The organism is Haloplanus natans DSM 17983 (genome assembly GCF_000427685.1).
In the GTDB taxonomy this organism is placed as follows: domain Archaea; phylum Halobacteriota; class Halobacteria; order Halobacteriales; family Haloferacaceae; genus Haloplanus; species Haloplanus natans.
The window spans coordinates 812331-826032 of record NZ_KE386573.1 but is presented as its reverse complement, the minus strand read 5'-3'; the positions used below and the strand labels follow the sequence as shown (position 1 = coordinate 826032).

At 60.8% G+C, this 13702-nt stretch carries 9 protein-coding genes; 4 read left to right on the top strand and 5 right to left on the bottom strand.

The window, feature by feature from the left end; translation table 11 throughout:
- The 4 genes from HALNA_RS06500 to HALNA_RS06485 form a co-directional block, all read right to left on the bottom strand.
- Positions 1–2220 (bottom strand): PAS domain S-box protein, encoded by a 2220-nt coding sequence (locus HALNA_RS06500; protein WP_049935589.1) that lies wholly within the window; start codon positions 2218–2220, stop codon positions 1–3.
- Positions 2217–3734, bottom strand: a complete 1518-nt coding sequence (locus tag HALNA_RS06495) for an ATPase domain-containing protein (protein ID WP_049935588.1) — start codon at positions 3732–3734, stop codon at positions 2217–2219. The genes HALNA_RS06500 and HALNA_RS06495 overlap by 4 nt, the downstream gene beginning before the upstream one ends.
- Positions 3735–3827: 93 nt before the next feature.
- Positions 3828–6422, bottom strand: coding sequence for a PAS domain S-box protein (locus HALNA_RS06490; protein WP_049935587.1), 2595 nt, complete (start codon positions 6420–6422; stop codon positions 3828–3830).
- 128 nt (positions 6423–6550) lie between these two features.
- The gene (locus HALNA_RS06485) at positions 6551–8773 is read right to left on the bottom strand and encodes a methyl-accepting chemotaxis protein (RefSeq protein ID WP_049935586.1); all 2223 of its coding nucleotides are present in this window, start codon (positions 8771–8773) and stop codon (positions 6551–6553) included.
- 199 nt (positions 8774–8972) lie between these two features.
- On the opposite strand from HALNA_RS06485, the gene HALNA_RS21605 reads away from it, so the two are divergent.
- The 4 genes from HALNA_RS21605 (at position 8973) to HALNA_RS20845 (ending at position 11881) form a co-directional block, all read left to right on the top strand.
- Positions 8973–9344 carry a HalOD1 output domain-containing protein gene (locus HALNA_RS21605; RefSeq protein WP_049935585.1) on the top strand — a complete coding sequence of 124 codons (372 nt, stop codon included), beginning with the start codon at positions 8973–8975 and terminating at the stop codon, positions 9342–9344.
- An 877-nt stretch (positions 9345–10221) separates the two neighbouring features.
- The gene (locus HALNA_RS06475; protein ID WP_049935584.1) at positions 10222–10524 is read left to right on the top strand and encodes a toxin-antitoxin system TumE family protein; all 303 of its coding nucleotides are present in this window, start codon (positions 10222–10224) and stop codon (positions 10522–10524) included.
- Complete coding sequence (locus HALNA_RS06470; RefSeq protein ID WP_049935583.1) at positions 10521–10967, top strand: HVO_A0114 family putative DNA-binding protein; 447 nt, start codon at positions 10521–10523, stop codon at positions 10965–10967. Before HALNA_RS06475 ends, HALNA_RS06470 begins: the two co-directional genes overlap by 4 nt.
- Positions 10968–11617: 650 nt before the next feature.
- Positions 11618–11881, top strand: a complete 264-nt coding sequence (locus tag HALNA_RS20845; protein WP_211225997.1) for a ribbon-helix-helix domain-containing protein — start codon at positions 11618–11620, stop codon at positions 11879–11881.
- Between the two features lie 342 nt (positions 11882–12223).
- Here HALNA_RS20845 and HALNA_RS20840 read toward each other — a convergent pair whose 3' ends face one another.
- Entirely contained in the window at positions 12224–13657 is a 1434-nt protein-coding gene (locus tag HALNA_RS20840) for a vWA domain-containing protein (protein ID WP_049935582.1), read from the bottom strand.
- Positions 13658–13702: the final 45 nt, after the last annotated feature.

Below are 13702 nucleotides of genomic sequence, written 5' to 3'. Positions count from 1 at the left end.
TCAGTGAGTATCAGCGGGGACGATCCGGGGCGAGGAGTCGACCGACTCCTGTGGGAGACTCAGTACGAGGCGCGTCCCACGCGGTGCGTTTTCCTCGATCGAGATCTCACCTCCGTACAACGAAATCGTCCAGTAGACGATCCACAGTCCGATTCCGGTACCGTGTTGCAGGGGTGTTTCCTCTGCTCTTTCGATCGTTTCCTGTTCGTGATTCGGGATTCCGGGTCCGTTATCGGCGACGACGAGTTCTATCCACTCGCCGGTTCGATCTTCGCTTGGCGATCTGGTCGTAACCGTGACCTCCGGCGTGGACTTGTCGTTGTGGACGATTGCGTTTTCGATGAGCTCCGACAGTGCGGTTTTCAACCGACTGTCCGCCCGTGCGTGGAGAGAATTGGGCGTACTGACCGTGAACATCGCGTCGGGATGCTCGTCGGAAAGTTCGTCGACGACCTCAGTCAGCAGTCCAGTCACGTCGCAGGCCGTCTGAGTAGCTGCTTCGGTGTCGAACAGGGAGCGCACCGTTGCGGTTTTGTCAGCCAGGCTCGACAGCGCAGTCGATCGATCTTCGATCGCGCTCACGTGTGTCTGGAGTTCGTCGTCGTCCAGCGCCTTCCGGAGCATTGCTGCGCGGCCTTCGATTACGTTCACAGCGTTCCGGAGGTTGTGACGCAACACACGATTGAGGACCTCGAGTTGCTGTTCGCGCAACCGGCGGTTCGTCACGTCAGCTTCGATCGTGACGAAATGCGTGATCTCCTCGTCGTTCGCTATGGGCGAGATCGTCTGGTCGACGTGGTACAGCTCCCCGTTTTTGCGGCGATTGACGAGGTGGGCATCCCACTGGTCGCCTGCGAGAATCGTCTGCCACATCCGGTCGTAGAACTCCTCGCCCTGTTTGCCCGACTTGAGAATACGGGGCGTTCGACCGACCGCTTCCTCACGAGTATAGCCGGATCGGGATTCGAATTTCGGGTTCACGTACTGGATAACCCCGTCGCTGTCGGTGATGAACACCGACTGTCCCGCGTTCTCGACGGCTTTTTTGAACAGCTGTAAGTCCATCTCGCGCTCTTTGCGTTCGGTGATATCCTCCTGAAATCCGACGTAGTTCGTCACGTTTCCGGCCTGGTCTCTCACCGGCGCGATACTGACACGATCCCAGAACTGGCTCCCGTCCTTGCGGTAGTTGCGGAGTTCCACGGAAACCGGCTCGGCTCTATCAATCGCCTTCCGCATTTCTGCGACGGGCTGCTCCCGTGTCGCTTCCCCCTGAAGAAATCGACAGTTTCGACCGACCGCCGCCTCCGCGGAGTATCCCGTTAGCGCCTCGAACCCCTCGTTCACGTAGATCATCGGGTTGTCCTCCCTGTCGGGATCGGTAATTGTGATCCCGACGGGGGCTTCGTCCATCGCTCGGGACTTCAGTTCGAGCTCCCGTGCGTACGCCTTCCGCTCTGTCACGTCGCGTGCGGAGAGGATTATCGAGGACTCGCCGGACTCCTCGAGTGTCGCAGCCGACACCTCCAACTGTCGCTCGTTGCCCGCCTTCGTCAGACACGCGAGGTCGTCGGTCGACCCCTGACCCGACTCTCGTACGTCTCGAAGAAAGGCTTGGAACCGCTCGCAGTCGTCGGCGTAGATCGTCTCAGTCGGGGAGAGAGAGAGTAATTCGTCGCGTGAGTATCCCACGAGGTCACACGCAGCCGGATTACACTCGCTGATCCCGTCGCCGCCCGGGGCAACCACGAAGAGAGCGTCGTTCGTCGACTCGAACAGCCGCTGAAATCGGGTCTGAACGTCTTCGTAACGTTCGGACAACTCCACCGACTGCTCTCGCCGGGCCAACAGATTCCCCACTCGACGAAACAGGGTCTTCCGGTCGACGGGTGCTGGCACCACTTCGTCGATCAGCGGTGGGCCGTCGCCGTTCTGCTCCGACGGCAGTGGAACAGTTCCCCGCGACCCTTCTTTCTGAATCAACAGCACTGGGGTGAACGTCGGGTGAACCTTCGTTTTGTGTTCTCGCAACGCGTCCCGATACGTTGGCACCATCGGCTCATCGACGACGTAACAATCGGCGGGGTGGAGCGTCTCGCCGTCGATAACGTCGTACCGTTCGCGGAGGGACTCTTCGAGGGCGTCCCGGTCGTTGTCTCCGTGTACGAAGAGCTGTATCGTGTGTCGCGCACTCGCTTCGTGGCTCGACCGGCCGATCATGATCGATGAGTCGTCTGGTTGGATCCGTCCGGAACGCGACGCGCCGAACTCCCCCCCATGATTCCTCGTACGTTGTCGAACGGCCCTTGGATAACGAGTCCCTCGCCGGATTCGATGGAGAATCGGTGAAACCGGCTGTCGAAGTCCCCGAGTCGCTTCTTGACGACTCCGATCGCACGGTCCAACTCGCCGTCGACTTCCACGTACGTGAGAAACACGATGTTGTCGGCGATGTAGCTGGTGTTCGTACTCGTGGCTTCCGGGATGCCGGTGAGTCGATCCGCTTCGTCCGTGATGATGACTGCGATACCGCGATTTTTGAGTACCCGCGTAAGGCCGTGGAGACGTCGAACGAGCCGTTGATCGTCGCCTTGGAGCGAGGTCTGATAGCCCGAGAGCCCGTCGATGAACACCGCGTCCGGCGCGTGCTCGTCGACCTGATTGAGGACGTGTTGATCGAACTCCTCGGCCGAACGAACGAGCGGTTCGGTCTCTATCAGCCCCAGTGATCCCTGCGCCCGCATCTCCGAAATCGGGAGTCCGAGGGCCTCCGAGCGATGGACGAACTGATCGATTGACTCCTCGAAAAAGTATCCGAGTGCCGTCCCCCCGTCTTCGACGATGCCAGAGAGTGTCTGTGCCCCGGTAGTCGATTTTCCGATGCCGGTCGGGCCGCTAACGAACGAGACGGTTCCGCGTTCGATTCCGCCTCCGAGGAGGCCGTCGAGGGACTCGTGTCCGGTGGGGATGAGTTCCGGGTCGAACGTTCGGTCGTCGTGGGCCGGGATGGTCTGTGGGTAGACTTCGATCCCGTGCTCGCGGATTTCGAGCCCGTGGGTACCGTCCACCTGGCCGAGTCCGCGGTGTTTCGGGACCGCTATCCGACGCTCGCGCTCGTCGAGATACAGATCGATGACACCGTCGCTGAGCGACTCGAAATCGTCGTGTGTGGTCTGCGGTGCACGGCTCCTGTCGTGCGTTCGCGTTGCGACTGTCGTCACCTGTCGGTCCCGGAGAAATCGGATGAGTGATTGCAGTCGCTTCCGGTACTGGTACTCGTCCCGTTCCACGTACTGGAGCTGTGTGATCGGATCGATAAGAATCCGGCTCGGGTCGACGTCCTCGATCACCCGCTTGATGTCCTGTGTGAACCGCTCGGATTCGACTTCGGTCGCCTCGACCAAGTTGTACGACTTGTCCTCGGCGAAGAAGTCCGTCCCGGGGCCGATATCGAGAAATTCGGCATCCTGGATGTCGATTCCCAACCGTGCGGCGTTGACGAGAATATCGTGTCTCGATTCTTCGCCGTGGATGTAGACGACCGTCTCGTCTCTATCGAGTCCTGCTCGAAGAAAGTGCTGGCCGAGCAGTGACTTTCCCGTCCCGGAGACGCCCTGCACGAGATACGTCCGACCGCGAACGTACCCACCGTTGAGTAACTCGTCCAACTCGGGGATGCCGGACGCGATCAGGTCTATTTCCTCCGCCGCCGTACCGCCAGAATCGTCGGACATCGACTATCGTGTTCCCGTAACGGGCCTCGGAAAGAATAACTCGACGGTCTAGATAACGAGATGCCGGACGCAGTCCGTCGACGGCGGTTTCGCTCAGTGTGTGGTCTCGACGCCGGTAATCTCGAAGCGGGCGCCACGCCGTTCGCCGTCGACGACGCGGATGTCCCAGCCGTGCGCCTCGACCATTTGCTCTACGATCCGCAGGCCAAATCCGGTTCCGTGGTCTGCGGTCGAATAGCCGGCCTCGAAAATCTCGTCCCGGTCGCTTTCGGGAATCCCGGACCCCGTATCCGCCACGTAGAAGCCGCCGTCCAGATCGCCGACGTGAACGGTCACCCCGTCACCACCGTGCTCAACCGCGTTCCGATAGAGGTTCTCGAATAGTTGCTGGAGCCGACTCCTGTGGGCTTTGACGACCTGCGTCGCGTTGGCTTCGAGCGTTGCGTGCTCCGTATCGACGGTTTCCCAACTGCGCTTGACCACGTCGGTAAGTTCCACAGGTTCGCTTCCGGTCACTTCTCTCCCCTCACGCGCCAGCGTCAGCAGGTCGTCGATGAGTGCTTGGCTCCGATCGATCGCGTCGGCTACCCGAGCCAGATGGTCGCTGTCGCACTCTTCTCGTGCGAGTTCGATGTGTCCATCTGCCACTGTGAGCGGATTCCGGAGGTCGTGGCTGACGATGCTCGTGAACTCCTCCAGACGGTCCCGTTCCCGTTCCAATCGTTTACGCTCGGTGACGTTGACGTAGAACGCGATCGTCCCGCGGGATCCCTCCGGTGACCTTTTCCGGGGAACCGCCCGGAAGAGCGTCTCGACTGTCTCCCCGCCAGCGGTCACCAGGGATCTGTTCTCGCGGACGAACTCGTCGCCCAGTGCACGCTCGTAGCCACCTTCGTCCAGCAGTTTACGTCGGGACTCGGCGGTGTAGAACCGTTCGAGTTTCGCTCCGACGAGTTCCGACTTCTCGTAGCCTAGGGTATCGACGAACAGGTCGTTACAGTCTTCGATTATCGGCTCCCCCTCCTCGGCACGCGTAACGACCGCCATGAGCGGTGCTTCCTCGAACAGATGCCGGTACTGTTCCTCGAGTTCGGAGGTCAACGTTTCCAGCTTCTCAGTCCGATCTTCGAGCGCCCGCTCCCGTCGTTTGCGCTCGGTAATATCTTGCAGGGTGCCGCGAACGCAAACAACGTTGCCGTCTTCGGGTTCGGCATCGCCACGGGTGCGCACCCAGCGGAGGTCGTCCGCTGTGTCGATCAGTCGAAGTTCGAGGTCGTAGGATTCGCCCGTCTCTACTGCTCGGTCGAATGCGTCGCGGATTGCCGGTCGATCCTCGGGGTGATAGAAATCGAGGCTTCTCTCGGGAGTCAGTTCGTCATCCGGCGAGAGGCCGTGAATCGCGTACGCTTTGTCCGTCAAAAACGCCTCGTCGGTCCGCACGTCGTAACTCCAAGCCCCGACATCGGCAATGTTTTGGGCTTTTGTAAACAGGTCGTTTTGCCGTTCCAGCGTTCGCTCGCGCTCCCTGGCCGCGGTAACATCCCGGAGCGTGCCAACTGATCCGTCGAACCGGTCACCCTCGTAGGGAAGCACGCCCATGTGGTCCGTGCAGACGATCGGCTCACCCTCGCGCGGTTGCAGTGTCACCTCGAAGGAAATCGTCTCAGGGCCGTCGCTCGATAACAACCGTCGCAAGTTGCGATCACCCCGTTCGACGGCCGCCTCGTCCTTGACGAGCGACGGCGTGTTTCCGAGAATCGTCTCCCGGTCGTAGCCAACCAACTCGACGAACTCGTCGTTGACGTAGGTGAATCGTCCCTCCTCGTCGAGCACGTACACCGCGTCGGTCAGCGCCTCGATGATCGTCTCGTACGTTTCGAGTTCGCGCCGCCGCTCCTCGCGGTCGGTGACGTCGTGGCCAGCACCACGGAGCTTCGTTACCGTTCCCCCCGATTCGACGACCGGAGTGATCGTCATGTCTATGAGACGCTCGTCGCCGTCACGTGGCCGCAGTCGCCACCTCCGTTCCAGTTCCGCACCCGCTTCGAAGGCCTCGGTGAGTGTCTGGCGAACGTCTTCGCGGTCGCCCGGGTGGAACAGTGCAATCGCCTCCTCCAGAGGGATTTCGGCCCGGTCAGGGCGGCCGATGGCTTGCCGGGTGCCGGCCGTCAGCAGGACAGTATCACTCCCTCGATCCAGTTCCCACCCACCAGTGTCGCCGACGAACTCCGTCAGTCGCATCAGTTGTTGCTGTCTGTCGGCCCGCTGTGCCTCGCGTCGTGCCCGGACGGCGTTCCGAATCCGGTTGGCCAAGAGGTCGTACTGTTCGGTACCGGAACCCTTCCGGAGGTAGTCGGTAACGCCAGCGGAGATGGCCTCGCTGGCGATGGCCTCGCTGCCCTTGCCAGTAAACAGGATGAACGGAAGGTCGGGATATCGCTCTCGGACAGCTTCCAAGAACTCGAAACCGTTCATGCCGGGCATATTGTAATCCGAGACGATGCAGTCGGGCGGCCGATCGCCGATTCGCTCCAACCCGCCGTCGGCGCTACTCGCCGTCTCGACGGTGAACCGGTCGTCCGCTCGCTCGAGGAACGTCGCAGTGAGATCGGCGAAATCGGATTGGTCGTCCACGTGGAGAACCCGTATCACCTCCTCAGTCTCGATCAGGGCCTTCGCCTCACTCATGCTTCGGTCGAGATCGGTTCCGGATCCACTCTTCCGAACAGCCGACAATTTCGGAGACGGTCCCGATACCGATAGCGTACCGCCCTTCCACGCGCGTGGACTCGGGAACGTGACGTGTCCTCATCGGCTCACGTTTCTCCATCGTACTCCGGCGTTCGAGCATCGGTCTCGGAGAGGTGGTGTCCGCCGTCGGCTGCGGCCGCCGATCCCGCTGTCACATCGGCTCCTGCATTGACACCCGATCCGGTGTCGAAATCCGACACTTGGTCGTGTAGTTCCTCAGCGAGCGCGGACAGCTGTTGCACGTTCTCCGAGGCCTCGGACAGTGAGGCGGTCTGCTCTTCGGTCGCGGCGGAGACGTTGCTCGCCTCGGCCGCCGTCTGCTGGCTGACGCTGGAGACCTGGTCGACCATCGACACCACTTCTTCCGACGAGGCCGCCTGGTCGTCGGTGGCGTCGCTGATTTCCCGGATACCGCTTTCGGCTTCCTGGACGGTGTTGGCGATTTCGTCGAACATCTCGATGGCGTCTTCGATCGTGTCGGAGCCGCGTTCGACGCGGTCGCTCATCTGTTGTATGCCCTCGACGGTATCGTCCGTCGTCGCCTGGACCTCTTCGATGCGCTGTTCGATGTCCGTAGTCGCTTCGGCTGCCTCCCCTGCTAAGGACTTTATCTCGTTTGCCACGACGCCGAACCCCTCGCCCGCTTCTCCAGCCCTCGCGGCCTCGATCGAGGCGTTCAATGCCAGCATGTTGGTCTGTTCGGCGATGTCGGCGATCATCTCGACGACCTCGCCGATCCGGTCCATCTTCTCGTCGAGCGCCTCGACTTGTGTGGCCGCTTGGTCGGCCCGCGTTTCGATCGACTGGATCTCTTCGGTCGCCTCCGAGGCGTACTGTCGGCCAGTCTCACCGCGCTCGACAGCCGTACTGGCGGTTGTAGCCACCTCCTCGGCCGAGGAAGCGATTTCCTCGACGGTCGCCGACATGTCGTTCATCTCGCCGGCCACCTCGTCGAGGTTCTCGCTCTGTGTGTCCGCACCGCGTGAAATCTCCTCGACGGACTCCGCGACCTGCCTGCTGGCCTGTTCGATCTCTTCCGAACTGCTCGCCACGCTCTCGCTCGATGTCGCGACATCGTCCGCGATGGACTGGACGCGTGCGACGCTCGTATCCAACTGCTCGATCCCGTTCTCGAGGTCACCCAGTGTCGATCCAAACGTTCCCGGGAAATCCGTGTCGATGTCCTGATCCAGCTGCCCGGAGTTCAGACCCCGGCTCACGGCCGAGATTTGGGCGAAGCTTTCCGACAACTGGGTCGTCCCGGTCGCGAGGTCGGTGAGCACTTCGCCGTACTGTCCGGGGCGGTCCGCATCGACGTCCCCGTCCAGAACTCCCTGCTGGAGATCGTCGCTCACACCCCGGATCTCGTCGAAACTCTCCGCGAGTTCGTCGGCACCCGCTTCGAGATCAGCGACGGTTTCGCCGTACCGACCGGGATAGCTGGACTCGAACTCCCACCCGAGGTCGCCCTCTCGCAAACCACGGCTGGCGGTTCCGATCTGCGAGAATACGCCTCGAAGATTCGACTGCATCTCGGTGAACGCCTCGATCATCCGACCGAGTTCGTCGTCTTCGACGTGGTCGTCGAGGTCGTTGTCGAGGTTGCCGTCACTGACAGCCTGTGCAGTCTCTTCCAACCTCGTGATCGGCGGGATGATCCGTCCGGCCACGAACAGGCCGATGGCGATCGCGAGGACGAACGCACCGATGGTAAGCCCGAGAATCTCCAGTTGTGCGGACTGTGTCGTGCTATCGGCGATTTCGACTTGAGATTCGAGGTCTGCTTGTGCCGATTGCTCGATGGCGTGTGCGTGCTCTTCCATTTGGAGACGGAGGGTGTCCATTTCGGCGGCTTTCTGTGCAGCGAGTTCAGTCTCACCCGCGGCTCTCGCGTCGAAAAATTCGGTTCCGAGCGTGTTGTACTCCTCGTGTTGGGATTTGAGGGTCGAGAACTGTTCTTCTTGCTGTGGGCTCAACTCCGCCTCTTCGAGGTGCTGTGCCTGTTCGTTGAAATGTTGCGTGGCCTCTTCGAATTGTTGCTGTGCGTTTTCCTCACCGAGTTGGGCAGCCTGTATCGCACCCTGCTGCTGTTCGATGGCAACGATCATTTCTGCGGACGCGTCCATCTTCAGCCCATCTTCTGCAATGATGTGTGCCTCTTCATCGACGGTGGCAACCGAGGTGTACCCGATCGCACCGGTCACGGCGACCAGCAACGCCACGAGCACGAACGCCAGGATGAGTTTCGGCCGCAAGTCGAACCGATCGAGTTTCACCTTTTCTAACATGAGCTACTCTCCCGTGGCAAACCCAATAACTGGCCATTCTAGATAACAGTATGAGTATCGCAGCTGAGAATCGGCGGCCGTCTCGCTCGATCGCTTCGCTGTTCGAACCATTCCTGAGGGACGCCGTCGGAAGTACGGTTCCGGATGTGTCCCGTTATCTAGAGGGGTGAGTTATGTCACTGTCCGTTTTTGAACGGTTATGTCCGATTCGCCCCAGCATGATCGAGATTCTTTCGGACTGGGCGGAATCGACGCCGATCCCCCCGTTCGGTCGCTAACGTTCGATACAGATGAGGAAACGTACGTTGCGGAGTTCGACGGTGGCGACGTGTCCCCGAGTGTAGCCGTTATTTCGGTGGTCGCAAAAATAACCGGACAGTCGGTGACTGCTCTCCGACCACTGGACCACGTCGTCGACCCGGACGCTCTCGACCGAATCGTGAGACACCGTCCGTCCGGACCATCCCGTAACGACCGGCTCGTCGAGTTCACTTATGAGGGGCTCACGATTCAACTCTCGAGCGGCGGTGTGATCGAAGTGGGCCTTCCGCGTGCGGGGAATACGGAATAACTGGACGATCAGAACGGACGACTGGCTCGATACCCTCTTGGGCCCGAAGGCGCAGGAACCCCGAGCGGTGGGATTTTCGAGATTACCACTATAGCTCAGGTTTCATTTTGGGGATTTATTTTAAGCCATCGCGAAACGGTGCCAAACCGCCGGTGCTCCTCCGGTCGGTGTTGTCGACTCAGCTGCGTTTATTATCCGCTCCAGAGCCACCGACTGGCGGGGTGTAGTAATCATCGAGTTTCAGCAACGTCCGAGCAATACAGACATTTCCAAAGCACGCCGGCTCTCGGAGATCATCCGCCAGCCATGGAAGGCCGTAACGAGCCTGACGGACCGTCGTTCGGGCGATCGAACGAATGCACACACGACCGCGAGCGCGGTCGACGAATCACGATCGGCCAAATCGACAGATTAGAGCCGATTATGAAGCTCGGGGGGCTCGCGACGACGACGAGGGGCCGGTCGCGTCGCGCTCGTGGCGCCCGAGACGAGCGTCGAGACGCGCGAATTTGGATGCGTGTCGGAGTCGAGGTGGCTACCGGAGGTTGGATCGACTGCCGTCGTGTGGCAGTCAGGGTGTGTGCTTGCGGTTCGGAGGATCGATACGGAGGAGACTGTCGGCGTGAGGATACGTCGAGAGGCCGTCTACGCGCCGTTGCATCGGCCACACCGAGTATGACGATCGGTGGCGGCAAGACCTCGTTCGGAGAGCCGGTTGCAGCGAACGCGCTCTGTCACGCTTGTCCCCCAAGCGAGCGGTCACCAGTGCGTCGACACGCTCGTCTCGGTGGGCCATTCGACTGCGCCGTGTTCGGTCATACGGACACAGTATAAATACTTATGATCTATGAGGTCATAGGTTATACTCAGTGGCAGGATGCCGGAGAACCACCCGATCGAACTCAACCGCGCCGTCCCAGGTGGCCGCGTGGAGGTGTTCGCGATCCGCGACGAGGAGTACCCCGGCGGTTGGTTCTACCGGTTCCAGTACTACCACCCGGAGGAGGGCGAGTTCCTGCCCTACGACAATGCACACGCCGACGAGGATCTCGGCTGGCACCATCGCCACGTTCGGTTCGGCGAGGATACCGAGATCCCGTTTCAGAACCTCGTGTCGCACGTCGTCCTCTTCTTTCAAGAGATCGCCGAACTAACCGACACTGAGCATTCCAACCCATGACCGATACCGATCACGACGGCTGGCCCGACAAGTACCGCGACCCCCGCGAGCGCCCACACCCGACCGTCCTCCGGGTGACTGTCGAGGGGTTCGACGACGTTTGTGAGGACACACTCGAGCGTGTTGACGCAGTCGCCGAGGGGGACTCCTCACCGGCGGTCGTGTCGTTCGCGACGGTCGGGGAGTTGCGGAAGATCCTGACCGACCGCCGTCTTGAACTCCTTCGGGTGCTGCTGAACACCGACGGGGCAGCCGAGAGCATTTCGGCAGTGGCCGATGCGCTCGGCCGTGATTACCGGCCGGTTCACGACGACATCTCCCTGCTTGCGGACTACGGCCTGCTGTTCGTCGTCGATGACGGACAGCGCAAGCGGCCGTACCTGCCCTACGAGCGGATTCACCTCGACATCGAACTCGTCGGCAGAGAGCCAACACCAGCCTAACCGAGGAGCGAACCCGATTCATTCAGGAGGTCATCTGCGGGTTCACGGACAGCGACGGTGTCGAACTGGCGACCCTCGGCGGCATGGCGCGGGACATCGAATCGTCATCATCGGGCTGTGTCCCCGCAAGACGGCCGTTGGACCGAATCGAGAGTCGAATATGAAGCGAGCCGTGCGGTCCCGGGTGCGACGCGAACTCGACGGGGAGAGCGCCTGCACGCCCGACTGACGGGTTGGTCGGGACGACGTGGTCGGCAGCGTCGACGACGACGGTCGGTCCCGATCTGCGAATCGATGGACGGGAACCGATTATGAATATCGAGGAGCTCGTGACGGGGCGTGACTGGCCAATACCGTGGCACGCTCGATTCCGGGTTGCTACGTCGATGTGCCGATTTTCGGGCGTTTCGGTTGGTCGTCGACAAGTATTCGTTCGTGCGTGGGATAGCAGTTAGTGAGTGTTCTTCTCGGGAGTGGCCTCGATCATGAACGCTCGTAGCCGCACGCAACGGCGGCGAACGACCGTATGAGGTACAGCGAGACGGTCGTACTGATCATGAATGCCGCCGCAGCGACGCCCGTATGCGGAATCCCAGTGGAGGGTACCGCCAACGCAGTACTCGATACGATTGTATAACGTATGTCGGCCGATGAGCGGCGACTGTCAGTCGCTCCCGGTCTCACTTCCTCCGGAGGTGGTCGAGCGACTCGACGAACTGGTCGGGGCCGAGATGTTCGGTTCTCGGTCGGACGCCCTCCGCTATGGCGCTCGACTGGTCGTCGGGGAGGAACGCGTAGAGCGGTTACACGAGCAGGCAGACCGAGGCGTGCGAGCGACGTACGTAGTGGTCGACAGCGAAGTGGTGCTGACGAAGGGGACTGTCGATGGGGGGGTGTGTTCTTCCGGAGCGTGACATCGATACTGACGAATCCTATACCCGCTGAGATGCGTCGAGCGGTCGGCTTCCAGTTTCTGAGCCGAAAAAGCCGATTATGAAGAGAGACGACGGCGAGGGCACAGGGGAACCGTCGGTCGCCCGAAACCGATGGATCGTAGGGAACATCCAGACACGCGAGTATCGTCTCCCGGCACCGGAGTCGTGGAGCGCCCCGTTCTGATCGGGGAGAAGTCTCTCACTCGTCGCGGTTGCCAGCGTCACACGGTGGGCCGTTCGTGGACGGTTGGGCGCGAGGATACTGAGCGAAATCGGGACACCAGCCGAATAAAAAGTGCTGTGATCAGTGGGAGCGGCTTCTTACTCCTCGCTGGGCGGGCACGTGAACACGATGTTGCTGATGGCGTAGGTCACCGACTTGCCAGCAGGGTTCTGTCCCTCGATGCCCGTCACGCAGAACTCACCGTTGTCGTCGATCGACCCGTCGTCGAGGGAGACGGTGACCTCCTCGGTGCCGCGACCGGCCTTCACCACGTAGTGGAGGTCACAGAAGTTCGTCCGGAAGCACGCTTCCTGTGGCTCACCGTCGTCGTCGCAGGTGACGGAGACGAGTTCGAGGTTCTCGACGGCACCCGGGGCGATCATATTGTCGTCGTCGTCGTAGATGACGAACGATCCCTCGCAACCGCCGGTTCCATCGTCATCGGCGTCGTCATCGTCATCGCCACCGTCGGTTCTGAAGACGCTATCGCTCACGTGGCTTCGTCCGCGTCCCTCGTCGTCTTCATCGTCCTCATCGTCGTCCTCATCGTCATCATCGTCGTCCTCATCATCGTACTCATCCTCGTCGTCCTCATCATCGTACTCATCCTCGTCGTCCTCGTCATCATTGTACTCATCCTCGTCGTCATCGTCGTCCTCATCGTCCTCCACCCATTCGTACTTGAACTCGAAGTCACCGTCTTCACAGAGGACACAGGTGTCTTCACAGAGGTCGGCGAGGATCTGAATCAGTTCGTCGACGAAATTCTGAAGATCTTCCAAGTCGGTCGTTCGGGCGCTGTCGGGCGAAGCGACGTTGTTAGCGAGATACGTCGGTAAGTCGGTGTACGTATTGATCGCTTGGTCGGACATCGAATCTTGATCGTTGCCGGGATCGCCGACGTAGACGGTCACGATCCGCGTATCACCACTCTTGACCGAATTCGCGACCAAGGCAGTCTCGTCCATCTCCTCGACGGTAGTCGTCCCAGTACCGGGCTGCCCCTGGGTCGAGTCTCCCGTCCCCTCGTTGTCGTACGTATCGTTCCCTCCCACAGCGGACCAGTCCGCACTCTGGTCGCGTGGGGCGACGTACCCGTTCGCGCTGTACTGGAAGTTGCGATAATTCGGACCACCATCGGTCAGCAGGACGACGATCTTGAGCGCGTCGGATCGTGCACCCGCGCCCGTATCGTTCACTAACTGATCCGCGATGTCGAGTGCCGGTGGCATCGGCGTGTTGCCGACACCGCCCGCGTCGGGGAACGAAACTGTCGGCCCGGAGGACGTGAGGGTATTCAGGTTGCTGATCTGATTGGCGTTGAACGTCAGACTGCCGATGTTGATGTCCGCACCTGTCGTAACCAAGCCGTCGATGAGAGCGTTCACGCCGGTTTCGAGCTCGTCGATTTCGGTGGAACTCAGTGATCCGGAGTTGTCGACCGCCATCACGAGGTCGACTTTCCCACACGTTTCGATCGGGCCGTTTTGGGCGACGACCCGTCCAGAGAAGATTGATACCCCGAACGCCATCGTGGCTATCTGCCGAACCAAGCGATCCCATCGGAAGTCCCTTCG